Raw genomic sequence first — 26,991 nt, 5'->3', positions numbered from 1 at the left:
AACATGTCGCAACAACTTCAGCAAATCATCGATACCGCCTGGGAAAACCGCGCCGAGCTGTCGCCGAAGGCCGCGCCCGCCGACGTCCGCGAGGCCGTCGCTCATGCGATCGAGCAACTCGACAAGGGTGCGCTGCGCGTCGCCGAGAAAATCGACGGCAACTGGACGGTCCACCAGTGGCTGAAGAAGGCCGTGCTGCTGTCGTTCCGCCTGGAGGACAACGCGCCGATGCCGGCCGGCGGCTACTCGCAGTTCTACGACAAGGTGCCGTCGAAGTTCGCGAACTACACGGCCGAAGATTTCGCCGCGGGCGGCTTCCGCGTCGTGCCGCCGGCCATCGCGCGCCGCGGCTCGTTCATCGCGAAGAACGTCGTGCTGATGCCGTCGTACACCAACATCGGCGCGTACGTCGACGAAGGCACGATGGTCGACACGTGGGCGACGGTCGGTTCGTGCGCGCAGATCGGCAAGAACGTGCACCTGTCGGGCGGCGTCGGTATCGGCGGCGTGCTCGAGCCGCTGCAGGCGAACCCGGTCATCATCGAAGACAACTGCTTCATCGGCGCGCGCTCGGAAGTCGTCGAAGGCGTGATCGTCGAGGAAAACTCGGTGATCTCGATGGGCGTGTACCTCGGCCAGAGCACCAAGATCTACGACCGCGAGACGGGCGAAGTCAGCTACGGCCGCATCCCGGCCGGCTCGGTCGTCGTCGCCGGCAACCTGCCGTCGAAGGACGGCTCGCACAGCCTGTACTGCGCGGTGATCGTCAAGAAGGTCGACGCGAAGACGCGTGCGAAGGTCGGCCTGAACGAGCTGCTGCGAGGCGACTGATGGCGAAGCCGCACACCGTGGTCGTCTACGGCATTCCGAACTGCGACACCGTGAAGAAGGCCCGCGTGTGGCTCGACGATCACGGCGTCGAGTTCGAGTTCCACGATTTCAAGAAGCTCGGCGTCAGCGCGCCGCTGATCGAAGACTGGCTGAAGGACGTGTCGCTCGACGCGCTCGTGAACAAGCGCGGCACCACGTGGCGCGGCCTGGACGACGCGATGAAGGCGGCCGCCGAAACGAAGACCGGCGCGGTCGCGCTGATGATCCACAAGCCGTCGGTCATCAAGCGTCCCGTGCTCGTCGTCAACGGCCGCGTGAAATCGCTCGGGTTCGTGGCCGATCAATACGCGGCGCTGTTTGCCGCATAAGGCCGCCCGCGCCGCGCCTGCGGGCGTAGGGCCTGTTCACGCCAATAACGGGCTTGCGCTGGCCCGACGCCCTGTCGCTGCCGGCCACCGCGCCGGCATTTTTTATCGAAAGTGGTCCGAACCATGTCCGCCACCCTAGCCCTTACCGAACAGCTGATCGCCCGCGCGTCCGTGACGCCCGACGACCAGCACTGCCAGCAGATCATGACCGAGCGCCTCGCCGCGCTCGGCTTCGAATGCGAGACCATCGCGTCGCACGGCGTGACCAACCTGTGGGCCGTCAAGCGCGGCACCGACGGCCGCGACGGCAAGCTGCTCGCGTTCGCGGGCCACACCGACGTCGTGCCGACCGGCCCGCTCGAACAGTGGACGTCGCCGCCGTTCATTCCCGCCCATCGCGACGGCAAGCTGTACGGCCGCGGCGCGGCCGACATGAAGACGTCGCTCGCGGCGTTCGTCGTCGCGTCCGAGGAATTCGTCGCGGCCCATCCCGACCACCGCGGCGCGATCGCGTTCCTGATCACGAGCGACGAGGAAGGCCCGGCCACCGACGGCACCGTGAAGGTCGTCGAGCTGCTGCAGGCACGCGGCGAACGGCTCGACTACTGCATCGTCGGCGAGCCGACGTCGAGCGCCGAGCTCGGCGACGTCGTCAAGAACGGCCGCCGCGGGTCGATGTCCGGCGAACTCGTTGTCAAGGGCGTGCAGGGCCACATCGCGTATCCGCACCTCGCGAAGAACCCGATCCACCTGCTCGCGCCGGCGCTCGCCGAGCTCGCCGCCGAGCAATGGGACGAAGGCAACGAATACTTCCCGCCGACCACCTGGCAGGTATCGAACCTGCACGCCGGCACCGGCGCGACCAACGTGATCCCCGGGCATGCCGACCTGATGTTCAACTTCCGCTTCTCGACCGCGAGCACCGTCGAAGGCCTGCAGGCCCGCGTGCACGCGATCCTCGACAAGCACGGCCTCGAATACACGCTGAAGTGGTCGGTGAGCGGCCTGCCGTTCCTCACGCCGCGCGGCGAACTGTCGGGCGCGCTGGAAAACGCGATCCGCAGCGAAACCGGCATCACGACCGAGCTGTCGACGACGGGCGGCACGTCGGACGGCCGCTTCATCGCGCGCATCTGCCCGCAGGTAATCGAGTTCGGCCCGCCGAACGGCAGCATCCACAAGATCGACGAGCACATCGAGGTGCGCTTCGTCGACCCGCTGAAGAACGTGTACCGACGCGTGCTCGAACAACTGATCGCCTGACGGAGCCTCGCATGACGACACCTTTTGCCACAGTTCGCGACCTGCTGCGCTACGCGGTCACGCGCTTCTCGAAAGCGAAGCTCGCGTTCGGCCACGGTTCCGACAACGCATACGACGAAGCGGCCTACCTCGTGCTGCATACGCTCGACCTGCCGCTCGACACGCTCGAGCCGTTCCTCGACGCGCGGCTCTTGCCCGACGAAATCGCGGCCGTGCTCGCGGTGATCGAACGACGTGCGGCCGACCGCGTGCCGGCCGCGTACCTCACGCATGAAGCGTGGATGCATGGCCACCGCTTCTACGTCGACGAACGCGTGATCGTGCCGCGCTCGTTCATCGGCGAATTGCTCGACGACGGGCTGCAGCCGTATGTCGCCGATCCCGAGCAGGTCGGCGCGGTGCTCGAACTGTGCACCGGCTCCGGCTGTCTCGCGATCCTCGCGGCGAGCGCGTTCCCGAACGCCGAGATCGACGCGGTCGACCTGTCGGACAAGGCGCTCGAAGTCGCGGAAATCAACGTGCGCGACTACGGCCTCGAAGACCGCATCGGGCTGCACCGCGGCGACCTTTACGCCCCGCTGCCCGCGTTCCGCACCGATCCCGACTCGCGCTACGACGTGATCCTGACGAACCCGCCGTACGTGAACGCCGCGTCGATGGCCGCGCTGCCGCCCGAATACCGGCACGAGCCGGAGATGGCGCTCGCCGGCGGCGACGACGGGATGGACATCGTGCGACGCATCGTCGCCGACGCGCACCGCTGGCTGCATGACGACGGCGTGCTCGTCGTCGAGATCGGCAACGAGCGCGAGCACGTCGAAGCGGCGTTCGGCGGCCTCGAGCTCACGTGGCTGCCCACCAGCGCGGGCGACGACGCCGTGTTCCTGATCCAGGCGTCGGACCTGCCCCGCAAGGGCTGAGCGTTCCGCCGGGCCCGCCGTGCGGCGCACCATTGCGCCGCACGGTTGGGTAAGATGCGCGTAGGCGGCCGCCCGGCCGCACGACTTCGGGCGTCCCATCGGGCGTCCCGCGGGAGTCCTTCAAGCGCCCATGACCCTCGACTGGCTACATCTCGGCACCCTGATCCTGACCATCCACGTGCTCGGGATCGTCGCGGCATGCCACGCAATCATGAACACGCGCACGTCGCAAGGCGCGATCGCGTGGGCCGTCTCGCTCACGGCCATGCCGTACCTGACGCTCGTTCCCTACCTGTTCCTCGGCCGCAGCAAATTCTCCGGCTACGTCGACGCCCGGCGCCACGAACTCGAAATGTTGCGCACGCACACACCGCGTTCGCCGTGGCGCGCGACCGACGCAACCGACGGGCCGGCCGCCGACGCGCTGGGGCAGGCTGCCGTGCTCGCGCTCACGCGGCTCGGCGGCATGCCGTTCCTCGGCGGCAATTCGGTGCGCACGCTCGTCAACGGCGACGCGACGTTCTCGGCCATCCTGTCGGCGATCGACGCCGCGCGCGACTACGTGCTCGTCCAGTTCTTCATCGTGCGCGACGATGCGCTCGGCCGGATGCTGCGCGACTCGCTGCTCGCGCGCGTGGCCGCCGGCGTACGCTGCTGCGTGCTGTACGACAGCATCGGCTGCTTCGACCTGCCGCACAGCTACGTCGACGCATTGCGCCGCGGCGGCGTCGAGGTCCATCCGTTCGCGACCAACCGGAAATTCGTCAACCGCTTCCAGCTGAACTTCCGCAACCATCGCAAGATCGTCGTCGTCGACGGCAATTGCGCGTTCGTCGGCGGCCACAACGTCGGCGTCGAATATCTCGGCGCGAATCCGCGCCTGTCGCCGTGGCGCGACACCCACATCGAGATACGCGGCCCCGTGGTGGCGAGCATCCAGTACGTGTTCGCCGAAGACTGGCACTGGGCGACGCAGAAGCTGCCGCCGATCGCGCTGCCGCCGCCCGCGCAGCCCGGCGACGGCATGCATTGCCTCGCGGTGCCGATGGGGCCCGCCGACAAGCAGGAAACCGGCTCGCTGTTCTTCGCCGAATCGATCAATGCCGCCCGCGAGCGGGTGTGGATCACCACGCCGTACCTCGTTCCCGACGAAGCCGTGGTGTCCGCGCTGAAGCTCGCCGTGATGCGCGGCGTGGACGTGCGCATCCTGATCCCGAGCCGGCGCGATCACTACGTCGTGTTCGAGGCGTCGAAGCTTTACGCGCGCGACCTCGTCGATGCGGGCGTGAAAGTGTTCCGCTACCGGCCCGGTTTCCTGCACCAGAAGGTCGTGCTGATCGACCGCGTCGCGACAGCGATCGGCAGCGCGAATCTCGACAACCGTTCGTTCCGCCTCAATTTCGAGGTCATGGTGCTGACCGTCGACCCGGCCTTCGCCGACGAGGTCGAAACGATGCTCGACGCCGACTTCGCTCAGGCGTACGAGGTGGACGCGGACGAATACCGGCAGTCGCCCGCCTGGCGGCGCATCGCGATGCACGTCGCACGGCTGTTCGCACCGATCCTGTAACGGCCGCGACGACCGCCGCCCCGCACGATCCGCACCGGCGCCGTCACAGCAGCTTGTCGATGTCCGCGGCGATTTCTTCGGGCTTGGTGGACGGCGCGTAGCGCTTGACGATGCGCCCTTCGCGGTCGATCAGGAATTTCGTGAAATTCCACTTGATCGCCTTGAGGCCGAGAATGCCGGGCGCCTCGTCGGTCAGGTAGCGATACAGCGGATGCGCGTGGTCGCCTTTCACGTCGATCTTCGCGAACATCGGGAACGTGACGCCGTAGTTGCGTTCGCAGAACGCACCGATCTGCTCGGCGTCGCCCGGCTCCTGCTTGCCGAACTGGTTGCACGGGAAGCCGAGCACGAAGAAGCCGCGCGCCGCGTACTGGTCGTACAGCTTCTGCAGCCCCGCGTATTGCGGCGTGAAACCGCACTCGCTCGCGGTATTGACGATCAGCAGCACCTTGCCGCGATACGCGTCGAGCGACACCGGCGCACCGGCCAGCGTCTCCGCGTTGAACGAATACAGGGTGGACATTGGGCACTCCTTTTACGAAACCGGATCGACGTGGAGTCTAGGCGAAATCGCGCCGTTGCGGCATCCGCCGAACGGCCGATGCCCGGCGCGACCGGCGCGCGGTCTAGAATAGCGGTTTTGGCTAGTCATTTCCGCCGTGATCCGTTTCAATCAGTTCAGCCTTGCGCGCGGCACCAAGCCGCTGTTCGAGTCGACCTCGTTCGTGCTCAATCCCGGCGAGAAAGCCGGCCTGATCGGCGCGAACGGCGCCGGCAAGTCGACGCTGTTTTCCGTCCTGCGCGGCGAGCTGCATTCCGACGGAGGCGATTTCTCGATGCCGCCGTCGTGGCGGATCGCCCATGTGTCGCAGGAAACGCCCGCGGTCGATCGTTCCGCGCTCGACTACACGCTCGACGGCGATACCGCGCTGCGCGAGATCGAGGCCCGCATCGCCGCCGCGTCGGCCGCGCATGACGGCGCCGCCGAAGCCGACGCGCACGCGGCGTTCGCCGACGCCGACGGCTACACCGCGCCGGCCCGCGCCGAAGCGCTGCTGCTCGGCCTGGGCTTCACGCTCGCGCAAACGCGCGAATCCGTCGCGAGCTTCTCCGGCGGCTGGCGCATGCGCCTGAACCTCGCGCAGGCGCTGATGTGCCGCTCCGACCTGCTGCTGCTCGACGAACCGACGAACCACCTCGACCTCGACGCGATCGTGTGGCTCGAAGACTGGCTGCACCGCTACCCCGGCACGCTCGTCGTGATTTCGCACGACCGCGAATTCCTCGATTCGATCTGCAACGTCACGCTGCATCTGGAAAACCGCCAGGTGAAGCGCTACGGCGGCAACTACTCGCAGTTCGAAGTGCTGCGCGCGCAACAGCTGGCGCTGCAGCAAAGCGCGTACGAAAAGCAGCAGAAGACGATCGAGCACCTGCAGAGCTTCGTCGACCGCTTCAAGGCCAAGGCGACCAAGGCCAAGCAGGCGCAAAGCCGGATGAAGGCGCTCGAGAAGATGGAGCTGATCGCGCCCGCGCACATCGCGTCGCCGTTCACGTTCGAATTCCGCACGCCCGATGCCGCGCCGAACCCGATGATGGTGATGGAAGACGTCCGCTGCGGCTACCATGCCGACGACGGAACGGACATCCCGATCGTCGAGCGCGTCGCGCTGTCGATCCAGAACGGCCAGCGCATCGGCCTGCTCGGCGCGAACGGCCAGGGCAAGTCGACGCTGATCAAGACGCTGGCCGGCACGCTCGCGCCGCTGTCGGGGCACGTCCGCGACGGCAAGGGACTGACGATCGGCTATTTCGCGCAGCATCAGCTCGAAACGCTGCGCGAAGACGATTCGCCGCTCGCGCATCTGGCGCGGCTCGCGCCCGACACGCGCGAGCAGGAATTGCGCGATTTCCTCGGCGGCTTCAATTTCTCGGGCGACATGGCGACCAGCCCGGTCGGGCCGTTCTCGGGCGGCGAAAAGGCACGCCTCGCGCTGGCGCTGATTATCTGGCAGAAGCCGAACCTGCTGCTGCTCGACGAACCGACGAACCACCTCGACCTCGAAACGCGCCACGCGCTGACGATGGCGCTCGCGCAGTTCGAAGGTACGCTGATCCTCGTGTCGCACGATCGTCACCTGCTGCGCGCGACGACCGACCAGTTCATGCTGGTCGCGAAGCACCGGCTGCAGCCGTTCGACGGCGACCTCGACGACTACCGCGACTGGCTGCTGCAGCATGCGGCCGAGCAGCGCGCGGCCGCGAAGGCCGACAGCGCGGCCGCCGCGGGCGCGGATCCGGGCGTCAACCGCAAGGACCAGAAGCGCCAGGCGGCCGAAGAGCGCCAGCGGTTGTCGCAGTTGAAGAAGCCGCTGCAGAACCGCATCACAAAGCTCGAAAAGGAAATGGAAACGCTGCACGCGGAGAAGGCGCGCCTCGACGCGTTCGTCGCCGATCCGGCGAGCTACGAAGCCGCGCGCAAGACGGAACTGACCGACGCGATCCGCAAGCTCGGCGAGGTCACGACCCGGCTGGAGACGGTCGAGGCCGACTGGCTCGCCGTGCAGGAAGAACTCGAGCAGATCGGCTGAACGCGGCCATCGGCGCCGTCAGGTGGCGAGCGCGTCATCGGCGGCGCAACGCGTCGGGGCGTCGACACCCGACGAATCCACCCGGCCGCGCCCCGGCCCCGGAAACGACGAGGCCGGGCACCCTGGCCCGGCCTCGTTGTCATGGCTGCGTTCGACGTGGCTGCGTCGGCCGGCCCGTATCAGCGCCCCGCCGTCCGCTCAACGCCGCGGCAGCGTATCGCGCGGCATCTGCTCGTCGTCGTCCATCAGGTACCGACGCCCTTGGGTCGGCCGGCGGATCGCCGCGGCGACTTCCGCTTCCGTCACATCCTCGGACACGACCTTGCGCGCGAGGCGCCCTTCTTCGTCGATCCACTCGACGATCCGGCATCCGCCGCCCCACGGCTGACGAATCGGCTCTGACACGCGGCAGCCGCGCAGGTTGTAAAGGCGTCCGCCAGGCGCTTCCCCATAGGATTTCAACATAGGTTCCCTTCGCATTGCGCGGTTCGACAATCCGGCAAAGGATAGGGAAAAGCGATGTCCGGCGGGTTACAGCAGCCTACATATTCTTTACAGCGAATTACGCGACAGATCGCCCGGCGACGCACGAGCCGTGCACGCGCCGGGCCGCTCATTCAAGATCGCGCACGCGGTCGATCGCCTGCTCGAGCCGCTCGACGGCCATCACGTTGAGCCCTTCGATCGGCTGTTTCGGCGCATTCGCCTTCGGGATCAGCGCGGACGTGAAGCCGAGCTTCGCCGCCTCGCGCAGCCTTTCCTGCCCGCGCGGGGACGGCCGGATCTCGCCGGCCAGCCCCACCTCGCCAAACACGATCAGCCCTTTCGGCAGCGCCTTGTTGCGCATCGACGAGTGAATCGCGAGCAGCACCGCGAGGTCGGCGGCCGGCTCGGTGATCTTCACGCCGCCCACCGCGTTCAGGAACACGTCCTGATCGAAGGCCGCGATGCCCGCGTGGCGGTGCAGCACCGCGAGCAGCATCGCGAGCCGGTTCTGCTCGAGGCCGACCGCGAGCCGGCGCGGGTTCGGCACGTGCGCCGTATCGACGAGCGCCTGGATTTCGACGAGCAGCGGGCGCGTGCCCTCCTGCGTGACGAGCACGCACGAACCGGGCACGACCTGCTCGTGCTGCGACAGGAACAGCGCGGACGGGTTGGCCACGCCGCGCAGCCCGCGCTCGGTCATCGCGAACACGCCGAGTTCGTTGACCGCGCCGAAGCGGTTCTTGAACGCACGCACCAGCCGGAACGACGAATGCGTGTCGCCCTCGAAGTACAGCACCGTGTCGACGATGTGCTCGAGCACGCGCGGGCCGGCGAGGTTGCCCTCCTTCGTCACGTGCCCGACCATGATGATCGCGGTGCCCGACTGTTTCGCGATGCGCGTGAGCTGCGCCGCGCACTCGCGCACCTGCGCGACCGAGCCCGGCGCCGACGTCAGCGCGTCGGAATAGACGGTCTGGATCGAGTCGATGACGGCCACGTCCGGCCGCTCCGCGTCGATCGCGGCCTGGATCTTCTCGAGCTGGATCTCGGCGAGCAGCTTCAGTTCGGCCGCCGGCGCGCCGCCGTCGAGCAGCGCGAGCCGTTGCGCGCGCAACGCGATCTGCGCGGCCGATTCCTCGCCACTGATATAGAGCGCGCGCCGCTCGTTCGCGATATCCGCGAGCGACTGCAGCAGCAGCGTCGACTTGCCGATGCCCGGATCGCCGCCGATCAGCACGACGCCGCCGGGCACCAGCCCGCCGCCCAGCACGCGGTCGAATTCGCCGATGCCGGTCGAGAAGCGCGGGACGTCGGCAGCCTCGATGTCGGCGAGACGCTGGACCGGCGCCCGCTTCGCGAGCGACTGGAACCGATGGGCGGCCGGCGACTCGGCGACCGATTCGACGAGCGTGTTCCACGCCTGGCACGACGGGCACTGGCCCTGCCACTTCGGGGTCTGTCCGCCGCACTCGCTGCAGACGTATACGGTTTTCTGTTTGGCCACGCGCGACGCCCTTATTCCGCTCGCACCGGCACGCGGGCCGCGACCGCGCACATCAGCTCGTAGCCGATCGTCCCGCAATGGCGCGCGACGTCGTCGATCGGCAGCGCGTTGCCCCACAGCTCCACGCGCGCGCCGACGCCGGCCTGCGGGCACGGCGTCAGGTCGACGGTGATCATGTCCATCGACACGCGACCGACGATCCGCGTGCGGATGCCGTCGACGATCACCGGCGTGCCTTCCGGCGCCACGCGCGGATAGCCGTCCGCGTAGCCGCACGCGACGACGCCGATCCGCATCTGCGCCTGCGCGGAGAACGTCGAGCCATAGCCGATCGCCTGGCCCTTCGCGATCGTCTGCACCGCGATCAGCTCGGACGACAGCGTCATCGCGGGCTTCAACCCCGTGTCGGCGATATCGGACGACAGCCCGGACGGCGACGCCCCATACAGCACGATCCCCGGCCGCACCCAGTCGAAGTGCGTGTCCGGATGCCACAGCACGGCCGCCGAATTCGCGAGACTGCGCGCGCCGGCGATGTTTTCCGCGCCGCGCTCGAACGTCGCGAGCTGCTCGGCGACGCCGCGCGCGTTGTCCGCGTCCGAAAAATGGGTCATCAACGTGATCTGGCCGATGCCGGGGCACGCGCGGGCGCGCTCCCACGCGGCACGGTATTTTTCCGGCGTGTAACCGAGCCGGTTCATCCCGCTGTTCATCTTGAGCTGCACGTTGACGGGCTTCGACAGCCGCGCCGTTTCCAGCATCCGCATCTGCTCGTCGTTGTGGACGGTCGTGGTCAGGCTGTAGCGGTCGATCACGTCGATGTCGGTCGAGCGGAAGAAGCCTTCGAGCAGCAGGATCGGGCCGGCCCAGCCGAGCTCGCGCAGCTTCACGGCCTCGTCGAGGTCGAGCAGGCCGAAGCCGTCGGTGCCGCGCAGGCCCGGAAACGCACGGGCGAGACCGTGGCCGTACGCGTTGGCCTTGACGACCGCCCAGACCTTGGACGGGCCGGCAAAGCGGCGGACGACGGAGAGATTGTTCGCGAGAGCGGCGGTGTGGATGGTGGCGGAGATCGGGCGCGGCATGGGAAATTTACGTAAAGACGCTTGCGAATCATCAGCTTACCGCGCCTTTTGAGCACCGAAGCCGACAATTTGCGGAACGATCGGGGAATCTTGCTAGTCCGAATTCGCGTATTTTCATGTTATAAAGCCGTGCGCACAACCCATTTCGAACGGAATAAGCCGATCGCATACCAGGCGGCCTACGCGGCCCTGCCGCAGCGACGAAAGCATCGCATCAGATGAAAAAAGGTTTTTACACCATCATGGCCGCGCAGTTTTTCTCGTCGCTGGCCGACAATGCGCTTCTCATCGCCGCCATCGCCCTGCTGAAAGACCTCCACGCCCCCAACTGGATGACACCGCTGCTGAAGCTGTTCTTCGTGTTGTCGTATGTGGTGTTGGCGGCGTATGTCGGCGCGTTCGCGGATTCGCGTCCGAAGGGCCGCGTGATGTTCATCACCAACTCGATCAAGGTGGTCGGCTGCCTGATCATGCTGTTCGGCGCGCACCCGCTGATCGCGTACGGGATCGTCGGGTTCGGCGCGGCGGCCTACTCGCCCGCCAAATACGGGATTCTCACCGAGTTGCTGCCGGCCGACCGGCTGGTCGCCGCGAACGGCTGGATCGAAGGCACGACCGTCAGCTCGATCATCCTCGGCACCGTGCTCGGCGGCGCGCTGATCAGCCCGCACATCGCGGCGCACGTGATCGCGCACACGCCGGCCTGGATCGGCACGCCCGCCGAAGCCGCGATGGCGATCATCATGGCGATCTACGTGGTCGCCGCGCTGTTCAACCTGCGCATTCCCGACACGGGCGCCCGCTATCCGAAGCAGGAACGCGGCCCGGTCAAGCTGCTCACCGATTTCGCCGACTGCTTCATGGTGCTCTGGCGCGACAAGCTCGGCCAGATCTCGCTCGCGGTCACGACGCTGTTCTGGGGAGCGGGCGCGACGCTGCAGTTCATCGTGCTGAAGTGGGCCGAGGTGTCGCTCAACATGTCGCTGTCCGAAGGCGCGATCCTGCAGGCCGTCGTCGCGGTCGGCGTCGCGGCCGGCGCCATTGCCGCCGCCGCGCGGATTCCGCTGAAGAAGTCGCTGACCGTGCTGCCCGTCGGCATCATCATGGGCATCGCTGTGATGCTGATGGCGTTCTACACGCGCGACCTGTTCCCGTCGCACTGGGCCGTGCATTTCGGCCATCTGCGCCTGCCGTTCTACCTGATCGTCGCGTACATCTTCCTGATCGGCGTCGGCGCGCTGTCCGGCTACTTCGTCGTGCCGATGAACGCGCTGCTGCAGCATCGCGGCCACGTGCTGCTGTCGGCCGGCCATTCGATCGCGGTGCAGAACTTCAACGAGAACCTGTCGGTGCTCGTGATGCTGTGCCTGTATGCGGTGCTCGTGTGGCTCGACGTGCCGGTCGGCGTCGTGATCGTGCTGTTCGGCACGTTCGTCTGCCTGACGATGTGGCTCGTGATGCGCCGCCATCAGGCGAACCAGCGTCAGTTCGACTCGGTCGCGCTGATCGGCGAATCGCGGCACTGACGCTACACTTCCGGTTTTCGTCCGTCGGCGCCGGTCCTCGAACCGGCGCGTTGCCCTCATGACGCACCCGATACCCAACCTCCTGACGATCGCCGGCTCCGATTCGGGCGGCGGCGCAGGCATCCAGGCCGACCTGAAGACGTTTTCCGCGCTCGGCGCGTATGGCGCGAGCGTGATCACCGCGCTGACCGCGCAGAACACGCGCGGCGTGACGGGCGTGCATGCGCCGGACGCCGCGTTCGTGACCGCGCAGCTCGACGCGGTGTTCGACGACATCCGCATCGATGCGGTCAAGATCGGGATGCTCGCGAACGCGGCGATCGTGCAGGCGGTGGCCGACGCGCTGCGCCGTTACGCGCCGCGCTTCGTCGTGCTCGACACGGTGATGATCTCGAAGAGTTCGCACGCGCTGCTCGCGCCCGATGCCGTCGCCGCGCTGCGCGACACGCTGCTGCCGCTCGCGACGGTCGTCACGCCGAATCTCCCCGAAGCGGCCGCGCTGCTGAACGTTGCGCCCGCCACCACCGAAGACGACATGGTCCGGCAAGGTCAGGCGCTGCTGCAGACGGGCGCGCGCGCCGTGCTGATGAAGGGCGGCCACCTGCCCGACGCATCCGCGAGCCCCGACTGGCTCGTCGAAGCGACCCGCACGGTGCGGCTCGACGGCGCGCGCGTGCCGGTCAGCAACACGCACGGCACCGGCTGCACGCTGTCGTCGGCGATCGCCGCGCTGCTGCCGCAGCAGCCCGATCTGGAAAGTGCGGTGCGGGAAGCCAAGACCTACCTGACCGGCGCGATCGCCGCGAGCGGCCACCTCGACGTCGGCCACGGCGTCGGCCCGGTCCATCACTTTCACCGCTGGTGGTGAGCGGCCGCTGACGCGGCCTCAGCGATCCTGCGCGGCGAACGCCTGCGCGCGCGCCGGCCAGTCGTCGGGCACGACGAACCCGCGCGCCGTCTCGCGCCACGTGCCGTCGCCGCCCTTTTCATGGATGCCGATCAGGTCGGGCGCCTCGCGCGTCGCCAGCACGGGCGGCAGTTCCGGTGCGCTCGCCAGCGGCTCGGGCTCGACACCCGCGCCGGCGGCGACACGTCGCGGCGCCAACCACGCCAGCCGCGGCAATACGCTCCATGCGGCGCCGTCACGCTGCGCGGCCGCCCACGCCGGCCACTGCGCATGCGTCAGCCAGAAACCGCGCGGGTGATCCGGCGCGATTTCGGCGGATACCGGCGGCACCGGCGCGCCGTGCGGATGGAACAGCCAGCCCTTGATGAACATCTGCGCGTCGGACGGTGCACCGTAGCCGAGCCGGGCGAAGCCGTCGTGTTCGCCGAGCCGCAACTGGTGGTCGAGCAGCCGGCTGCGCTTGCGGTCGAACCGGTCGACGAGATTGGGGCCGACGAAGTCGGCGAGCGACGCGCCGTCGCGGACCGGCGCGCACAGATAGCACTTCACCGCGAGTTCCCAGTGCAGGCGTCGACCGTCCGGCGCATCGACGAGAAAGTCGACTTCGCCGAGCGTGCGGCCGTTGCTGCGCAGCGGCAGATTAGCCGCGACGAGCCGCAGCGACGGCCCGTGCGTCAGGAAGTATTCGAGCAGGCATTCGGCGTAGCGGCCGAGCCGGGTGGGCCGAAACCCGTCGAGCGCGCGATGCAGCGGCCCGGGCTGCGCATCGAGCGCGGCGAGCCACGCTTCGACGGCCGCTTGGCCCGCCGCATCCGGCCACGGGCGCGCGAGCGGCGCGCCCGGCACCGCGGTGAGCAGGCTCGGGCTGGCCAGCAGCCAACCCAGATCGCGCACCGCGACGTCGAGCAGCGTATCGACGAACGCGCACGCCGCGCCGGTCGTCATGACCCGGCCGGGCCGTTCGCGCCGCCGCCTTGCGCACGCTGGAACGTGTCGCGTGCGAGGCACAGGTCGGCCCATGCCTTCGACTTGTCCTGAAGGCTGCGCAACAGGTAGGCCGGGTGGTAGGTAACGATCACCGGCACGCCCTCGTACGCATGCACGCGGCCGCGCAGCGACGCGATGCTGGCGTCCGTCTTCAGCAGCGTCTGCGCGGCAAAACGGCCGAGCGCGACGATCAGCTTCGGCTTCACAAGCGCGACCTGGCGCTGCAGATACGGCTCGCAACTCGCGACCTCGTCCGGCTCCGGGTTGCGGTTGCCGGGCGGCCGGCACTTGATCACGTTCGCGATGTACACGTTGTCGCCGCGCTTGAGCGACAGCGACTGCAGCATGTTGTCGAGCAGCTTGCCGGCCTGGCCGACGAACGGCTCGCCCTGCTTGTCCTCGTTCTCGCCCGGCGCTTCGCCGATCAGCATCCAGTCCGCTTCGCGGTCGCCGACACCGAACACGGTGTTGGTCCGCTTCTCGCACAAGCGGCACAGCGTGCAGTCGGCGACGCGCGCGGCCAGCGCATCCCAGTCGAGCGTGGCGACCGGCGTGCCGGCAGGACGCGATTCGGCGAGCGGCACGGGCGTGGATTCGCCCGGCGGCGCCGCGTCGAACCAGGCGAAATCGTCGTCCGCTGCCGGCGGCGCATCATCCTTCGGCGGCATCGTGTCGGGCGATGCGCCCGATGCAGTTTGCGCAGGCGGGCGACCGCCGTCGTCGACACCGTATGCCGGCGCCCCTGCTTCGCGAGTCGGCAAGCCACCGACGGCGCCACGCGCGACGGCCGTCGGCGCATCGTCCTGCACCGGTGCACGCGCTGCCCGCACCGGCCGATCGGCCGCGACGGCGGAACCGTCGTCGGTCGCCGCGGTCTGCGCGACGGCAGGCGCGTCGGCTGCCGCGCCTTCGTCCGCGCGCTGCCCGCGCCGCACCCAGATCTGCGCGAGGCCCAGTTCCTCGAGCGCCGCTTCACCCCACGCCATGTGCGTCCCCCTCGTCCTTGTTCAGCGTCAGACGCATCACGATCGCGTCCTCCCGGCTCCGATGCTTCGCCGGATAGTAATTCTTGCGCCGGCCGATCGTCACGAAGCCGAAGCGCTCGTACAGATGGATCGCGCGCGGATTCGACGGCCGCACTTCGAGCAGCATGCCGTCGAGCCCTTCCGCGCGCGAAATGCGCACCGCCTCGCGCAGCAGCGCGAGGCCCGCGCCCGCGTGCTGCGCGGCCGGCGCGACGCACAGGTTCAGCAGATGCATCTCGTCGACCACGGGCATCAGCACGCAATAGCCGACGAGCGAGCCCGTCACGTGCCGCAGGCACACGCCCAGATAGCCGTTGCGAAGCGAATCCTCTAAGTTGCCGCGGCTCCACGGGAATTCGTACGCGACGTGCTCGATCGCGACGACCTCGTCGAGATCGGCGTCCGTCATCGGCGCCAGATAGCGGTCGCTCAGCAGCACGCCCGTCATCCCTTCGCTCCGCCCGTCTGCGCGGCCCGTGCGGCGAGGCGCTCGGCCGTCGTCTGCGCGACCTTGTCGCGCACGTATTCGGGCGCGGCCTGGTCGGCCGGCACCGCTCGCCCGGCGCGGAACGCGCGCAGCGCGGCATGCGCGACCGCCAGCGCATGCGGCAGCGCATCGCCGTCGATCACGGCCGCCCGCGCGGCGGCCGGCAATTGCGCGCCGAACGCCGCGGCCGCATTGCCGGCGAGCGTAAACGGCGCGTCGGGCACGCCGACGGTGCCCGGTGCGTCGAGCGACGCCGGATGCAGCGTGCGCCAGTCGCCGGCGCCGTCGTCCCATTCGAAATCCGCCCAGTAGGCTTCGTCCATCCGCGCATCGAGCGCGGCGAGCACGCGGGTCGTGCCGGGCGCACGCAGCCGCGCGTGCTCGGCGCATGCGAGCAGCGTGCCGATCGGCACGACCGGCAGCCCGGCGCCGAACGCGAGGCCCTGGGTAATGCCCGTCGCGGTACGCAGGCCCGTGAACGAGCCGGGGCCCGCGCCGAACGCGATCGCGTCGCAGTCGGCGAGCGTCAGCCCGGATTCGGCGAAGAGTTCCTGGATCGCCGGCAGCACGCGCGTGCTCGACACGGCGCCCGTCGGTTCGTGACGGACCCAGGTTTGCGGAGTGGAAACGGCGTCATCGGCCGGGGCCGAGCGCAGCAGCGCGACCGAGCAGTATTCGGTCGACGTATCGATGGCGAGGAGCACTGTTTGCGTCATGGCCGACATTGTAATGCGCCGTCCCGCTCCCACGGGCGATCGGGCCCGATCTGTGCGCACGTGCGGCGCCGGCGGCGGTTTGGAAGGATCGCTCGACCCGGCGCGACGGTCCGCTTGTTAAGATCGGCCGATCTGAAACCCTTACGGAGACACCCCAATGAGCGAACTCACCGCCCAATTCGACCAGGCCCAGATCGACGTCAAGCAACTGACGGAACGGCCGGGCAATCTGACCCTGCTGCGCCTGTACGCGCTCTTCAAGCAGGCGACCGACGGCGACGCGCACGGCGACAAGCCCGGCTTCACCGATATCGTCGGCAAGTACAAGTACGATGCCTGGGAAGCGCTGAAGGGCACGTCGCAGGACGCGGCGAAGCAGCAGTACATCGAACTCGTCGAATCGCTGAAAAACGGCACGGCGTCCTGACCAAACCGCCCCCGCCGCAATAGGCAATCAAATCAGTGGCGCAGCGCAGCAAATTTCTTTATAATGCGGCCTGCGTCACCTCCCGCGCTCGGCTCGAAGCCGTTCCGGCCCGACGCCTCGTAGCGTTAAGCTCCAATCCGGTTTAGAACCTGTCCCCTCCTGCTTCGACCCTTGCGGTCGTCAACTAGGCTGGCGGCCCCGCTCCAGAAGCGCGCCGCACCCAAAACAGCTTCTAATGCCTCATCCGCCGAAGGTTCGGCGGATTGCACCCGTTTCCCGATTTGCTCGCTGAATCCGACGACTTGGGTATGCGCGATTGGCGCCGACGTTTCACCCACTGTGTTTCAAGGATTGTTATGACTTCGAGCATCAACTCCAGCCCGCTCAACGCGATCGCCGACCAGGCGCTCGGTCTCGACGACGCCGCCGCACCGGCCGCGGTCGAACCGGCGTCGGACGAGCCGAGCTTCGCGTCGCTCGGGTTGTCGCCGGAGATCGTCTCCGCGCTGCAGGCCGCCGGCTACGTGAAGCCGACGCCGGTCCAGCAGCGCGCGATTCCGGCCGGCATCGCCGGCCGCGACCTGCTGGTGTCGAGCCCGACCGGTTCGGGCAAGACCGCCGCATTCATGCTGCCCGCGATCGAACGTTTCGCGCAGCTCCAGAAGACGCAGGCGCAGCAGCCGCGCGCGCCGCGCGACCCGAACCAGGGCGATCGCCGCGCGCGCCGCCCGCAACCCGTCGCGCGCCCGGGCCTGCTCGTGCTGACGCCGACCCGCGAACTGGCGATGCAGGTCACGACGGCCGCCTCGACGTACGGCAAGCACCTGAAGCGCCTGCGCACGGTCAGCATCCTCGGCGGCGTCGCCTACGGCCAGCAGCTGATGCTGCTCGCGAAGAACCCGGAAATCCTGGTTGCGACGCCGGGCCGCCTGCTCGATCACCTCGAGCGCGGCCGTATCGACCTGTCCGAACTGAAGATGCTGGTGCTCGACGAAGCCGACCGCATGCTCGACATGGGCTTCATCGAAGACATCGAAACGATCGTCGCCGCCACGCCGGAATCGCGCCAGACGATGCTGTTCTCGGCCACGCTCGACGGCAAGATCGGTTCGCTGACGGGCCGCCTGCTGAAGGACCCGGAGCGCATCGAGATCCAGCAGCACCTCGAGTCGCGCACGAACATCGCGCAGACGGTCCACTACGTCGACGACCGCGATCACAAGGATCGCCTGCTCGATCACCTGCTGCGCGACGACGCGCTCGACCAGGCGATCATCTTCACGGCGACCAAGATCGACGCCGACCAGCTCGCCGGCCGTCTCGCCGACGCAGGTTTCGAATCGGCCGCGCTGCACGGCGACCTGCCGCAGGGCGCGCGCAACCGCACGATCCGTGCGCTGCGCGAACGCCGCGTGCGCGTGCTGGTGGCGACCGACGTCGCGGCACGCGGCATCGACATCCCGGGCATCACGCACGTGTTCAACTACGACCTGCCGAAGTTCGCGGAAGACTACGTGCACCGTATCGGCCGTACCGGCCGCGCGGGCCGTTCGGGCACGGCGGTCAGCCTCGTGCACCATGCCGAGCAAGGCGCGCTCAAGCGCATCGAACGCTTCGTGCGCTCGCCGCTGCCGGTCAACGTTGTCGAAGGTTTCGAGCCGCGCAAGTCGCCCCCGCGTAACGGCGGCACCGGCGGCCGCGGCCGTCCGGGCGGTGGTAACGGCGGTCGTCGTTTCGGCGGCAAGCCGGGCGGCGGTTATGGCGGCAACGGCAATAGCAGCGGCAACGGTCGCAGCTACGGCGGCGGCAATGGCGGTGGCTGGAGCGGCAAGCCGGGCGGCAGCCGTGACGGCGGCCCGCGTCGCGACGGCCAGCGCAGCGGCGCCCCGCGCCGTAGCAATTCGGCATCGTAAGCCTGCATGGGCGGCCCTGCGGCCGCTCCGCGGATGGGCACCTCGCCCATTCAGCCAACCGGCGCATCCGCGCCGGTTTTTTTTCGCCCCACCGCCAATTTCACGATGCGGAAAATTTTTTTGCGTCGTAAAAAATCATGCTGCACGGCACAACCCGCGCGATTGCGGGATAGGAAAACGCATTTCTTATCTCGAAATGACGAAGGCAAGCCATTGATTAAAAACAATTAAAAAATTCCGCACTTCCCGACCCAGCCCCTGTTTCGCTCCCGCCGATTTGCCTAGACTCTTATACAAGACTTCGCGAACCGGAACGCATCGCGTCCCTGCCTCGCGAACCGCATCGTCACCGCCAGATTCGGCCCGTCACGCATATACCGCATCAAGGAGCTCATCATGTCGCGTCAGCAACAGGCACAGGCACTGCAGCAGCAATGGGAAACCGATCCGCGCTGGAAGGGCATCAAGCGCGGCTACACGGCTGAGGACGTGGTCCGCCTGCGCGGCTCGATCCCGATCGAGCACACGCTGGCCAAGCGCGGCGCGGAAAAGCTGTGGAGCCTCATCAACAACGAGCCGTTCGTCAACGCCCTCGGCGCGCTGACCGGCAACCAGGCGATGCAGCAGGTGAAGGCCGGCCTGAAGGCCATCTACCTGTCCGGCTGGCAAGTGGCCGGCGACGCGAACGTCGCGGGCGAAATGTACCCGGACCAGTCGCTGTATCCGGCGAACTCGGTGCCGCTCGTCGTCAAGCGCATCAACAACACGCTCACGCGCGCCGACCAGATCCAGTGGTCGGAAGGCAAGAACCCGGGCGACGAAGGCTACATCGATTTCTTCGCGCCGATCGTCGCCGATGCGGAAGCCGGCTTCGGCGGCGTGCTCAACGCGTTCGAGCTGATGAAGGCGATGATCGAGGCCGGCGCGTCGGGCGTCCACTTCGAGGACCAGCTCGCGTCGGTGAAGAAGTGCGGCCACATGGGCGGCAAGGTGCTCGTGCCGACGCGCGAAGCCGTCGCGAAGCTGTCGGCCGCGCGTCTCGCGGCCGACGTGATGGGCACGCCGACCGTGCTGGTGGCCCGCACCGACGCGGAAGCGGCCGACCTGATCACGTCCGACGTCGACGACAACGACAAGCCGTTCCTCACGGGCGAGCGCACGGTGGAAGGCTTCTTCCGCACCAAGCCGGGCCTCGAGCAGGCGGTCTCGCGCGGCCTCGCGTACGCGCCGTACGCGGACCTGATCTGGTGCGAAACGGGCAAGCCCGATCTCGAGTACGCGAAGAAGTTCGCGGAAGCGATCCACAAGCAGTTCCCGGGCAAGCTGCTGTCGTACAACTGCTCGCCGTCGTTCAACTGGAAGAAGAACCTCGACGACGCGACGATCGCGAAGTTCCAGAAGGAACTCGGCGCGATGGGCTACAAGTTCCAGTTCATCACGCTGGCCGGCTTCCATGCGCTGAACTACTCGATGTTCAACCTCGCGCACGGCTATGCCCGCACGCAGATGAGCGCGTTCGTCGAACTGCAGCAGGCCGAGTTCGCGGCGGCCGACAAGGGCTTCACGGCCGTCAAGCACCAACGCGAGGTCGGCACCGGCTACTTCGACGCGGTGACGCAGACGGTCGAACGCGAAGCGTCGACGACCGCGCTGCACGGCTCGACCGAGGACGAACAGTTCTTCGACGGCAAGAAGGTCGCGTAACACGCCAGGCGTTACGCCGATGCCCGCCGCGTCTCGCGACGCCGCGGCATCGCCCACCGGAACAACAATCAGGGAGGAGACGGCAGGCGCGCGAGTCCCATCGCGCAACCGGCCGCGCGGCCTGCGGGCCGCCAGCAACGCTGCGCGCCGGCTTCGTCCGGCGCGCCCTTTTTCCGATGCGCAGCCCGCCCCGCCACGGCCGGCGCTGCCCTACCGATAGACGATCACCGGAATTTTCGTATGGGTCAGCACGCGCTGCGTCTCGCTGCCGATCAGCAGGCTGCCGAGCCCGCGGCGTCCGTGGGACGCCATGAAGATCACGTCACACCCGCCGCGTTCGGCCGCCTCGATGATGCCGAGATACGGCGACGGATGCACGCTCGTCCACGTGTCGCACGCGACCCCGGCCGCCTTCGCGGCCGCTTCCACCTCGTCGAGATGCGCGCGCGCCTCGCGCTCGCTGCGCGCGCGGAAATCGGCGGGCGGCTCGATGATCACTTCGGAAAACGGCGAGTACGGGTATTGCGGCAGGCACGCGTAGGCCGTGACCTGCGCGCCGACCGCGCGCGCCAGATCGATCGCGCCGTCGATCGCCTTTTGCGACAGTTCGGAACCGTCGGTTGGAACGAGGATGTGCCGGAACATCGCGCCCTCCTTCGTCAATCGCACGCCGCGCGCCCCGGCTCCGGCCGAGCCGGCCGCGACACCGCGTGCATGCCTCTTACGATTGTAGTGGGTGAAACCGCGCAAGCCGCACCGCCAGCGGGTTCGCCCTCATATCGGAAACACGCGGGCGCGCGGCGCCTACTCGCCCCAATACCCGGGCCGCTCGTACGTGTGCTTCAGGTAATCGAGAAACAGGCGCACGCGCAGCGGCAGATGCCGGCGCTGCGGAAACACCGCGTGAATGCCGATCGGCGGCGCGGCGAACGCATCGAGCACGCTGACGAGCCGGCCGGCCGCGACGTCCTCGCCGACTTCCCACCACGAGCGCCACGCGAGGCCGTGGCCGGCGAGGCACCATTCGTGCAGCACCGCGCCGTCCGAGCATTCCATCGTGCCGTTCACGCGGATCGACACGACCTTGTCGCCTTCCTGGAACGCCCAGCCGCGCTGCTGGTTCGCATTCGCCGCGAGCGCGAGGCAGTTGTGCCGCGCCAGTTCCGCGAGCGTGGCCGGCGTGCCGCGCCGTGCGAGATACGCGGGCGACGCGACGCACACGCGGCGATTCTCGCCGAGCTTCAGCGACACCAGCGACGAATCGGGCAGCTCGCCGAGCCGCACCGCGCAATCGAACCCCTCGTTGACGAGGTCCACCATCCGGTCGGACAGGTCGAGCGTGACCGACACGTCCGGATGCGCGCCGCTGAATTCGGGCACGAGCGGCGCGACGTGCCGCCGGCCGAAGCCGGCCGGCGCGGAGATTCGCAGATGGCCGCTCGCCTTGACGCCGCCGGCGGACACGCTCGCTTCCGCGTTCTGCATGTCGTTGATGATGCGCTGGCAATCCTCGAGGAACGCCGAACCCTCGAACGTCAGCGTGAGCTTGCGCGTCGTGCGCACCAGCAGCTTGACGCCGAGCCGCTCCTCCAGCGCGTCGAGGCGGCGGCCGATGATCGCCGGCGCGACGCCTTCCGCATGCGCGGCCGCCGACAGGCTGCCTTTCGCCGCGACCGCGGCGAACGTTTCGATCTGTTTGAACCGGTCCATGACTCTCTCGAGAGGACGGCATCGCCGCCCTTCAAATCGCTTGAGCCGCTCAGATTAGGTATATGAAAGTAAAAGATCAAGTGATGTTTAGCGTCTTTTTTAGCACCTTCGATCACGAATAGAATCGACTCGACCTCTGAAACTGGAGCGCAAGGCTATGTCGGCCACAACGACACTCTCCTCTCCCGACGCCATCCTCTTCGACGCATTCGGCACGTTGTTCGACGTGCGTGCCGTGCTGGCCGCGGCTGAGCAGATGTTTCCCGGACACGGGGAACGGTTGTCGCAGCTGTGGCGACGCAAGCAAATCGAATACTCGCAGCTGCGCACGCTCGCCGATCCGGCCGGCGCGCACTATCGCCCGTTCCGGGACATCACGCTCGATGCGCTGCGGTTCGCCGCGCGCCGGCTCGGGCTCGCGCTGAACAGTGCGGCCGAGAAACGGCTGATGGACGAATACGCGTGCCTGTCCACCTATCCCGACACGGTGCCCGCGCTGCGCCAGCTGCGCGCGCTCGACCCGCGCCCGCCGCTCGCGATCCTGTCGAACGGCACCCCGCAGATGCTCGACATCGCGATCAAGAGCGCGGGCATGACCGGCCTGTTCGATCGCGTGCTGTCGGCCGACACCGTGCGCGCGTACAAGCCGAGCCCGGCCGCGTATGCGCTCGGCACCGCCGCGTTCGGTGCGAACCCGCGCGGCATCGTGTTCGTGTCGTCGAACGCGTGGGACGTCGCGGGCGCCACCTGGTTCGGCTACACGACGTTCTGGCTCAACCGCACGGGTGCGCCGGCCGAGGAACTCGGCGCGCCGCCCGACGGCACGGGCACCGGCATGGCCGACCTGCTCGCGTTCCTCGCCACCCCCGCCCCGGCTCCGTCCGGCAGACCCGCAAACCGCACGCGCCCCGGCCCGGGTGCATGACGTTTCGCAGCTGCCGCCTTCCCCTTTCACCGAAACCGCAACTGACCGACCAAGGAGATGAGACTCATGAGCACCCCGATCACGCTGCCGCAAGGCATGACGATCACCGGCGAAATCAAGCCGGGTTACGAAGCGATCCTGACGCCCGCCGCGCTAGAACTCGTCGCGTCGCTGCATCGCACGTTCGAATCGCGCCGCCAGACGCTGCTGCAGGCGCGCGTCGAGCGCACGAAACGCCTCGACGCGGGCGAGCGCCCCGATTTCCTCGCCGAGACGCAAGCGATCCGCGACGGCGACTGGAAGGTCGCGCCGCTGCCGGCCGACCTGCAATGCCGCCGCGTCGAAATCACGGGCCCGGTCGAGCGCAAGATGATCATCAACGCGCTGAACTCGGGCGCCGATTCGTACATGACGGACTTCGAGGATTCGAACGCGCCGAGCTGGACGAACCAGATCGACGGCCAGATCAACCTGAAGGACGCGGTGCGCCGCACGATCTCGCTCGAGCAGAACGGCAAGTCGTACCGGCTGAACGACAAGGTCGCGACGCTGATCGTGCGTCCGCGCGGCTGGCACCTCGACGAGAAGCACGTGACGGTCGACGGCCAGCGCGTGTCCGGCGGCATCTTCGATTTCGCGCTGTTCCTGTTCCACAACGCGAAGGAACTGATCGCGCGCGGCTCGGGCCCGTACTTCTACCTGCCGAAGATGGAAAGCCATCTCGAGGCGCGCCTGTGGAACGACATCTTCGTCGCGGCCCAGGAAGCGATCGGCGTGCCGCGCGGCACGATCCGCGCGACGGTGCTGATCGAGACGATCCTCGCCGCGTTCGAGATGGACGAGATCCTGTACGAACTGCGCGAACACAGCTCGGGCCTGAACGCCGGCCGCTGGGACTACATCTTCTCGGCGATCAAGAAGTTCAAGAACGACCGCGACTTCTGCCTGGCCGAGCGTTCGAAGATCACGATGACGGTGCCGTTCATGCGCGCGTACGCGTTGCTGTTGCTGAAGACCTGCCACAAGCGCAACGCGCCGGCGATCGGCGGGATGAGCGCGCTGATCCCGATCAAGAACGATCCGGAAGCGAACGACAAGGCGATGGGCGGGGTGCGCTCGGACAAGCAGCGCGACGCGACCGACGGCTACGACGGCGGCTGGGTCGCGCACCCGGGCCTCGTGCCGATCGCGATGGAAGAATTCGTCAAGGTGCTCGGCGACCAGCCGAACCAGATCGCGAAGCAGCGCGACGACGCGCAGGTCGAAGGCAGGAACCTGCTCGACTTCCAGCCGGAAGCGCCGATCACCGAAGCCGGGCTGCGCAACAACATCAACGTCGGGATCCACTACCTCGGCGCATGGCTCGACGGCAACGGCTGCGTGCCGATCCACAACCTGATGGAAGACGCGGCGACGGCCGAGATCTCGCGCTCGCAGGTGTGGCAATGGATCCGCTCGCCGAAGGGCGTGCTCGACGACGGCCGCAAGGTCACGGCCGACCTCGTGCGCGAATTCGCGAAGCTCGAGCTCGACAACGTGAAGCGCTCGGTCGGCGGCAACACGCAGCCGTACGAACGCGCCGCGGCGATCTTCGAGCAGATGTCCACGTCGGAAGGCTTCACCGAATTCCTGACGCTGCCGCTGTACGAGGAAATCTGACGGACGCTGTCTGCTGCGATCGCTGGCCGGCCATGCCGTGTCGGCGGTCGTGTGCAATGACGGGTCAGCGGCATGAAAAAAGCGCCCCGCGGGGCGCTTTCTCTTTTGCGGCGAATCCAGCCGCTGCGCGCAGGCACGCTCAGGCGGCTTCCTGCTCGCGCCGGTGCTGAACCCAATCGCCGGACGCGATGCGCGGGCGCCCGGCCGCCGCGTGCGCGGCGACCGGATAATACAGGCACGCGTACTGCCGGCCGCCGAGCTCGACCGTTACCTCGTCCGGCTTGAACAGCGAATCGACGCCCGGATAGACGCGCTCGATCTCGTCGAGCACCGGGACGAGCTGCTCGTCGACCTCGTAGACGTCGCCCCAGACCAGCGACTTGCCGGTCGTACCGGCGATCATGCCCGGATACGTGCCGAAATCGACCAGTTCGCCCGGCAGCGCGGCCGCGCCCAGCAGCGTCGGCGCGGCGATGCCGTGGCGGGCGGCCGCATGGCCGATGTCGTTGGCCTGTCCGGCTCTCAAGGTGCCATAGACGAATACGTGGCGCATCGTGGTTCTCCTCTTCGATTCGTGTGTTGCCGTGTTGGCGTGCGACCGGTGCGCGATGGGCGCGACGTGGCGCACGCATCGATAGACCGCGATACCGGCCCGATGGTTCGAACCGTCGGTGCGACCGGCTGCGGGCGACCGGCTGCGGGCGACCGGCTGCGGGCGACCGGCTGCGGGCGACCGGCTGCGGGCGACCGGCTGCGGGCAGCCGCCCCGGATTCGCCGACGCCCACACAAAGTTCATTTGAAGCCGGCATGATGGCCCGAAAAACCGCCGCATGCGCACGCGCGGCGCCTTCTAAAATAACGGCATCGCCGCCGCGCCGCCCGAACCGTTCATGAATCCGCCCGCCCAAGCCGACGTATCCAACCCGTACGACGTCATCGACATCCCGCCGGAATTCGCGCCGACCGCCGACCATCCGATGCGCGTGCGCGCGCGGCAGGTCGATGCCGGCCGCCGCATTCCGCTGCACACGCATGCGTGGGCGCAGCTCGCGTATGCGTCGCGCGGCGTGCTGCGCGTGGCGACGACCGGCACGACCTGGATGGTGCCGCCGTCCCGCGCGATCTGGGTGCCGCCGCACGTGTCGCACGAAGTCGTGATCGTCGAAGAGGCCTACTTGCGCACGCTGTATATCGACGAGTCGATCGTGCCGGGCGGGCTCGATGCATGCCGCGTCGTCGAGGTGACGGGGCTGCTGCGCGAGCTGATCGTCGCACTCGACGCGCGCGACCTGAGCACCTCGCGCGAGCGCCTGCTGTGCGGGCTCGTGCTCGACGAGCTGAGTCATGCCGAACCGTTGCCGCTCGCGGTGCCGATGCCGGACGAAAAACGGCTGCGCCTGCTGTGCGAATCGGTACTCGCGCAGCCCGCGCATGCGGAGTCGCTCGAACACTGGGCGAGCGAGGTCGGCGCGAGCACGCGCACGATCTCCCGGCTCTTCAAGCAGGAACTGGGCGTGAGCTTTTCGCAGTGGCGCCAGCAGGCGCTGCTCGCGCGGGCGATCCCGCTGCTGAACCAGGGGCGACCGCTGTCGCACATCGCGCGCGAACTCGGCTACCAGAGCCAGAGCGCGTTCTCGGCGATGTTCCGCCGCGCATTCGGCGAAAGCCCGCGCGCATTCATGCTGCGCGGCTACGAACATCGAGGCCCGGAAGGCGACGTCGCGGAAAACGAAACGCCGGACGACGACGGCGCGATCGACGCGGCCCGCTGATCGCTCGCTCCGGCTCACAGGACCGTCAGACCGGCCGCACCATGTGGCGGATCGAGCCGAGTTGCGCGAGCCGCGGCCCGGTGACCCGGTAGCCCATGCGCAGGTACAGATGCGCGGCAGGGTTGTCGACGAATACGCGCAACTGCAGTTCGTGCAGCCCGCGCGCACGCGCCCAGCGATGCGACATCTCGAGCATGTAGGTGCCGGCGCCCTGCCCGCGATGGCCGGCCGCGATCTGCACGTCGCGGATGTGCAGCGAATCGCCTTCCTCGGTCACGCGCAGCACGCCGATGCGCTCGCCGTCGGCTTCGAGGATGAAGTTTTCGGATTCGCGCCAGCTCGCATAGAACAGGTCGCTGCGCCACACGAGCCCATGGCGCTTGTAGTAGCCGCCCATGTTGCCGTGCGTCAGCGCTTCGGCATACGGAAAATCGCCGGGCTCCGCGGGTCGGAGCTGATACAGGAGTCGCAGGTCGGTCGGATCGAGCATCGCGCAGGAGTCGAAAACGCATCCCGCCACGATAGCGCAGTCGCGTGCGGATGCAATCGCGAATTTCTCGTAGGGGCGCGGCGCGCGGTGTGGGGTGTCAGCGGAAGGCGCGAAGCAGTCACGCGCC

Annotated in this window: 26 protein-coding genes; 14 read left to right on the top strand and 12 right to left on the bottom strand. The window is 68.1% G+C overall.

Features of this window, described 5'->3' with window-relative positions:
• Positions 1–3: 3 nt before the first annotated feature.
• The 5 genes from dapD to cls all read left to right on the top strand — a co-directional run bounded on the left by dapD (position 4) and on the right by cls (position 4,952).
• Positions 4–831 carry a 2,3,4,5-tetrahydropyridine-2,6-dicarboxylate N-succinyltransferase gene (gene dapD, locus HWX55_RS22805; protein WP_006478479.1) on the top strand — a complete coding sequence of 276 codons (828 nt, stop codon included), beginning with the start codon at positions 4–6 and terminating at the stop codon, positions 829–831.
• Complete coding sequence (locus HWX55_RS22800) at positions 831–1,199, top strand: ArsC family reductase (RefSeq protein WP_006478478.1); 369 nt, start codon at positions 831–833, stop codon at positions 1,197–1,199. Before dapD ends, HWX55_RS22800 begins: the two co-directional genes overlap by 1 nt.
• Positions 1,200–1,322: 123 nt before the next feature.
• The gene (gene dapE / locus HWX55_RS22795) at positions 1,323–2,462 is read left to right on the top strand and encodes a succinyl-diaminopimelate desuccinylase (RefSeq protein WP_175977373.1); all 1,140 of its coding nucleotides are present in this window, start codon (positions 1,323–1,325) and stop codon (positions 2,460–2,462) included.
• A gap of 11 nt (positions 2,463–2,473) precedes the next feature.
• Positions 2,474–3,382 (top strand): 50S ribosomal protein L3 N(5)-glutamine methyltransferase, encoded by a 909-nt coding sequence (gene prmB, locus HWX55_RS22790; RefSeq protein WP_050012913.1) that lies wholly within the window; start codon positions 2,474–2,476, stop codon positions 3,380–3,382.
• Between the two features lie 130 nt (positions 3,383–3,512).
• Positions 3,513–4,952 (top strand): cardiolipin synthase, encoded by a 1,440-nt coding sequence (gene cls, locus HWX55_RS22785; RefSeq protein ID WP_175977372.1) that lies wholly within the window; start codon positions 3,513–3,515, stop codon positions 4,950–4,952.
• A gap of 43 nt (positions 4,953–4,995) precedes the next feature.
• Here cls and HWX55_RS22780 read toward each other — a convergent pair whose 3' ends face one another.
• The gene (locus HWX55_RS22780) at positions 4,996–5,475 is read right to left on the bottom strand and encodes a glutathione peroxidase (RefSeq protein WP_175977371.1); all 480 of its coding nucleotides are present in this window, start codon (positions 5,473–5,475) and stop codon (positions 4,996–4,998) included.
• A 136-nt stretch (positions 5,476–5,611) separates the two neighbouring features.
• Between HWX55_RS22780 and HWX55_RS22775 the strand changes: the two genes are divergently transcribed.
• Positions 5,612–7,543 carry an ATP-binding cassette domain-containing protein gene (locus HWX55_RS22775; RefSeq protein ID WP_175977370.1) on the top strand — a complete coding sequence of 644 codons (1,932 nt, stop codon included), beginning with the start codon at positions 5,612–5,614 and terminating at the stop codon, positions 7,541–7,543.
• Positions 7,544–7,741: 198 nt separating this feature from the next.
• Here the strand turns inward: HWX55_RS22775 and HWX55_RS22770 are convergent, their stop codons facing one another.
• From HWX55_RS22770 to alr, 3 genes are all read right to left on the bottom strand, one after another.
• Positions 7,742–8,008 carry a DUF2866 domain-containing protein gene (locus HWX55_RS22770; RefSeq protein ID WP_175977369.1) on the bottom strand — a complete coding sequence of 89 codons (267 nt, stop codon included), beginning with the start codon at positions 8,006–8,008 and terminating at the stop codon, positions 7,742–7,744.
• 148 nt (positions 8,009–8,156) lie between these two features.
• Complete coding sequence (gene radA, locus HWX55_RS22765) at positions 8,157–9,533, bottom strand: DNA repair protein RadA (protein ID WP_175977368.1); 1,377 nt, start codon at positions 9,531–9,533, stop codon at positions 8,157–8,159.
• 11 nt (positions 9,534–9,544) lie between these two features.
• Entirely contained in the window at positions 9,545–10,615 is a 1,071-nt protein-coding gene (gene alr, locus HWX55_RS22760) for an alanine racemase (protein WP_050012919.1), read from the bottom strand.
• A gap of 218 nt (positions 10,616–10,833) precedes the next feature.
• Here alr and lplT point away from each other — a divergent pair, with 218 nt between their 5' ends.
• The gene (gene lplT / locus HWX55_RS22755; RefSeq protein WP_050012920.1) at positions 10,834–12,141 is read left to right on the top strand and encodes a lysophospholipid transporter LplT; all 1,308 of its coding nucleotides are present in this window, start codon (positions 10,834–10,836) and stop codon (positions 12,139–12,141) included.
• Between the two features lie 58 nt (positions 12,142–12,199).
• Positions 12,200–13,009: a bifunctional hydroxymethylpyrimidine kinase/phosphomethylpyrimidine kinase gene (thiD, locus tag HWX55_RS22750; RefSeq protein ID WP_175977367.1), complete on the top strand. Its 810-nt coding sequence runs from the start codon at positions 12,200–12,202 to the stop codon at positions 13,007–13,009.
• A gap of 18 nt (positions 13,010–13,027) precedes the next feature.
• Here the strand turns inward: thiD and HWX55_RS22745 are convergent, their stop codons facing one another.
• From HWX55_RS22745 to tsaB, 4 genes are read right to left on the bottom strand one after another with little or no spacing between them, the layout of a single operon-like run.
• Positions 13,028–13,993: a DUF1853 family protein gene (locus tag HWX55_RS22745; protein ID WP_175977366.1), complete on the bottom strand. Its 966-nt coding sequence runs from the start codon at positions 13,991–13,993 to the stop codon at positions 13,028–13,030.
• Positions 13,990–15,021 carry a uracil-DNA glycosylase gene (locus HWX55_RS22740; protein ID WP_175977365.1) on the bottom strand — a complete coding sequence of 344 codons (1,032 nt, stop codon included), beginning with the start codon at positions 15,019–15,021 and terminating at the stop codon, positions 13,990–13,992. Before HWX55_RS22740 ends, HWX55_RS22745 begins: the two co-directional genes overlap by 4 nt.
• Entirely contained in the window at positions 15,008–15,508 is a 501-nt protein-coding gene (gene rimI, locus HWX55_RS22735) for a ribosomal protein S18-alanine N-acetyltransferase (protein ID WP_175977364.1), read from the bottom strand. The genes HWX55_RS22740 and rimI overlap by 14 nt, the downstream gene beginning before the upstream one ends.
• Positions 15,505–16,272, bottom strand: a complete 768-nt coding sequence (gene tsaB, locus HWX55_RS22730) for a tRNA (adenosine(37)-N6)-threonylcarbamoyltransferase complex dimerization subunit type 1 TsaB (protein ID WP_175977363.1) — start codon at positions 16,270–16,272, stop codon at positions 15,505–15,507. Before tsaB ends, rimI begins: the two co-directional genes overlap by 4 nt.
• A gap of 148 nt (positions 16,273–16,420) precedes the next feature.
• On the opposite strand from tsaB, the gene HWX55_RS22725 reads away from it, so the two are divergent.
• From HWX55_RS22725 to aceA, 3 genes are all read left to right on the top strand, one after another.
• Positions 16,421–16,690: an acyl-CoA-binding protein gene (locus HWX55_RS22725; RefSeq protein ID WP_006478462.1), complete on the top strand. Its 270-nt coding sequence runs from the start codon at positions 16,421–16,423 to the stop codon at positions 16,688–16,690.
• Positions 16,691–17,046: 356 nt separating this feature from the next.
• Positions 17,047–18,603, top strand: coding sequence for a DEAD/DEAH box helicase (locus tag HWX55_RS22720; RefSeq protein ID WP_175977362.1), 1,557 nt, complete (start codon positions 17,047–17,049; stop codon positions 18,601–18,603).
• A 396-nt stretch (positions 18,604–18,999) separates the two neighbouring features.
• Positions 19,000–20,307 (top strand): isocitrate lyase, encoded by a 1,308-nt coding sequence (aceA, locus tag HWX55_RS22715; protein WP_175977361.1) that lies wholly within the window; start codon positions 19,000–19,002, stop codon positions 20,305–20,307.
• Positions 20,308–20,517: 210 nt separating this feature from the next.
• Here aceA and HWX55_RS22710 read toward each other — a convergent pair whose 3' ends face one another.
• Together HWX55_RS22710 and HWX55_RS22705 are read right to left on the bottom strand one after the other, a co-directional pair.
• Positions 20,518–20,952, bottom strand: a complete 435-nt coding sequence (locus HWX55_RS22710; RefSeq protein WP_050012929.1) for a universal stress protein — start codon at positions 20,950–20,952, stop codon at positions 20,518–20,520.
• Between the two features lie 159 nt (positions 20,953–21,111).
• Positions 21,112–22,017, bottom strand: coding sequence for a LysR family transcriptional regulator (locus HWX55_RS22705; protein ID WP_175977360.1), 906 nt, complete (start codon positions 22,015–22,017; stop codon positions 21,112–21,114).
• Positions 22,018–22,174: 157 nt separating this feature from the next.
• On the opposite strand from HWX55_RS22705, the gene HWX55_RS22700 reads away from it, so the two are divergent.
• Together HWX55_RS22700 and aceB are read left to right on the top strand one after the other, a co-directional pair.
• The gene (locus tag HWX55_RS22700) at positions 22,175–22,942 is read left to right on the top strand and encodes a haloacid dehalogenase type II (RefSeq protein ID WP_175977359.1); all 768 of its coding nucleotides are present in this window, start codon (positions 22,175–22,177) and stop codon (positions 22,940–22,942) included.
• A gap of 66 nt (positions 22,943–23,008) precedes the next feature.
• Positions 23,009–24,601, top strand: a complete 1,593-nt coding sequence (gene aceB, locus HWX55_RS22695) for a malate synthase A (protein WP_175977358.1) — start codon at positions 23,009–23,011, stop codon at positions 24,599–24,601.
• A 139-nt stretch (positions 24,602–24,740) separates the two neighbouring features.
• On the opposite strand, the gene HWX55_RS22690 is transcribed toward aceB, so the two are convergent.
• Positions 24,741–25,154, bottom strand: coding sequence for a gamma-glutamylcyclotransferase family protein (locus HWX55_RS22690; protein WP_175977357.1), 414 nt, complete (start codon positions 25,152–25,154; stop codon positions 24,741–24,743).
• 338 nt (positions 25,155–25,492) lie between these two features.
• On the opposite strand from HWX55_RS22690, the gene HWX55_RS22685 reads away from it, so the two are divergent.
• The gene (locus HWX55_RS22685; protein WP_175977356.1) at positions 25,493–26,374 is read left to right on the top strand and encodes a helix-turn-helix transcriptional regulator; all 882 of its coding nucleotides are present in this window, start codon (positions 25,493–25,495) and stop codon (positions 26,372–26,374) included.
• Between the two features lie 25 nt (positions 26,375–26,399).
• Here the strand turns inward: HWX55_RS22685 and HWX55_RS22680 are convergent, their stop codons facing one another.
• Positions 26,400–26,864: a GNAT family N-acetyltransferase gene (locus HWX55_RS22680; RefSeq protein WP_069617696.1), complete on the bottom strand. Its 465-nt coding sequence runs from the start codon at positions 26,862–26,864 to the stop codon at positions 26,400–26,402.
• Between the last annotated feature and the right edge of the window lie 127 nt (positions 26,865–26,991).

Origin of the sequence: Burkholderia sp. BCC1047, assembly GCF_902833155.1 — a bacterium.
GTDB classification, from domain to species: domain Bacteria; phylum Pseudomonadota; class Gammaproteobacteria; order Burkholderiales; family Burkholderiaceae; genus Burkholderia; species Burkholderia sola.
Note: the sequence above shows the minus strand (reverse complement) of the source record. Positions and strands in the feature narration are given on the sequence as shown.

Bases quoted from the DNA above. Each gene is read 5' to 3' on its own strand.
- cls (WP_175977372.1), top strand. From the start codon at position 3,513: ATGACCCTCGACTGGCTACATCTCGGCACCCTGATCCTGACCATCCAC.
- lplT (WP_050012920.1), top strand. From the start codon at position 10,834: ATGAAAAAAGGTTTTTACACCATCATGGCCGCGCAGTTTTTCTCGTCG.
- alr (WP_050012919.1), bottom strand. From the start codon at position 10,615: ATGCCGCGCCCGATCTCCGCCACCATCCACACCGCCGCTCTCGCGAAC.
- prmB (WP_050012913.1), top strand. From the start codon at position 2,474: ATGACGACACCTTTTGCCACAGTTCGCGACCTGCTGCGCTACGCGGTC.
- dapD (WP_006478479.1), top strand. From the start codon at position 4: ATGTCGCAACAACTTCAGCAAATCATCGATACCGCCTGGGAAAACCGC.
- HWX55_RS22685 (WP_175977356.1), top strand. From the start codon at position 25,493: ATGAATCCGCCCGCCCAAGCCGACGTATCCAACCCGTACGACGTCATC.
- HWX55_RS22780 (WP_175977371.1), bottom strand. From the start codon at position 5,475: ATGTCCACCCTGTATTCGTTCAACGCGGAGACGCTGGCCGGTGCGCCG.
- dapE (WP_175977373.1), top strand. From the start codon at position 1,323: ATGTCCGCCACCCTAGCCCTTACCGAACAGCTGATCGCCCGCGCGTCC.
- tsaB (WP_175977363.1), bottom strand. From the start codon at position 16,272: ATGTCGGCCATGACGCAAACAGTGCTCCTCGCCATCGATACGTCGACC.
- HWX55_RS22705 (WP_175977360.1), bottom strand. From the start codon at position 22,017: ATGGACCGGTTCAAACAGATCGAAACGTTCGCCGCGGTCGCGGCGAAA.
- HWX55_RS22745 (WP_175977366.1), bottom strand. From the start codon at position 13,993: ATGACGACCGGCGCGGCGTGCGCGTTCGTCGATACGCTGCTCGACGTC.
- HWX55_RS22720 (WP_175977362.1), top strand. From the start codon at position 17,047: ATGACTTCGAGCATCAACTCCAGCCCGCTCAACGCGATCGCCGACCAG.
- rimI (WP_175977364.1), bottom strand. From the start codon at position 15,508: ATGACGGGCGTGCTGCTGAGCGACCGCTATCTGGCGCCGATGACGGAC.
- HWX55_RS22710 (WP_050012929.1), bottom strand. From the start codon at position 20,952: ATGTTCCGGCACATCCTCGTTCCAACCGACGGTTCCGAACTGTCGCAA.
- HWX55_RS22680 (WP_069617696.1), bottom strand. From the start codon at position 26,864: ATGCTCGATCCGACCGACCTGCGACTCCTGTATCAGCTCCGACCCGCG.
- aceA (WP_175977361.1), top strand. From the start codon at position 19,000: ATGTCGCGTCAGCAACAGGCACAGGCACTGCAGCAGCAATGGGAAACC.
- HWX55_RS22690 (WP_175977357.1), bottom strand. From the start codon at position 25,154: ATGCGCCACGTATTCGTCTATGGCACCTTGAGAGCCGGACAGGCCAAC.
- HWX55_RS22725 (WP_006478462.1), top strand. From the start codon at position 16,421: ATGAGCGAACTCACCGCCCAATTCGACCAGGCCCAGATCGACGTCAAG.
- HWX55_RS22770 (WP_175977369.1), bottom strand. From the start codon at position 8,008: ATGTTGAAATCCTATGGGGAAGCGCCTGGCGGACGCCTTTACAACCTG.
- thiD (WP_175977367.1), top strand. From the start codon at position 12,200: ATGACGCACCCGATACCCAACCTCCTGACGATCGCCGGCTCCGATTCG.
- HWX55_RS22800 (WP_006478478.1), top strand. From the start codon at position 831: ATGGCGAAGCCGCACACCGTGGTCGTCTACGGCATTCCGAACTGCGAC.
- HWX55_RS22740 (WP_175977365.1), bottom strand. From the start codon at position 15,021: ATGGCGTGGGGTGAAGCGGCGCTCGAGGAACTGGGCCTCGCGCAGATC.
- aceB (WP_175977358.1), top strand. From the start codon at position 23,009: ATGAGCACCCCGATCACGCTGCCGCAAGGCATGACGATCACCGGCGAA.
- HWX55_RS22700 (WP_175977359.1), top strand. From the start codon at position 22,175: ATGTCGGCCACAACGACACTCTCCTCTCCCGACGCCATCCTCTTCGAC.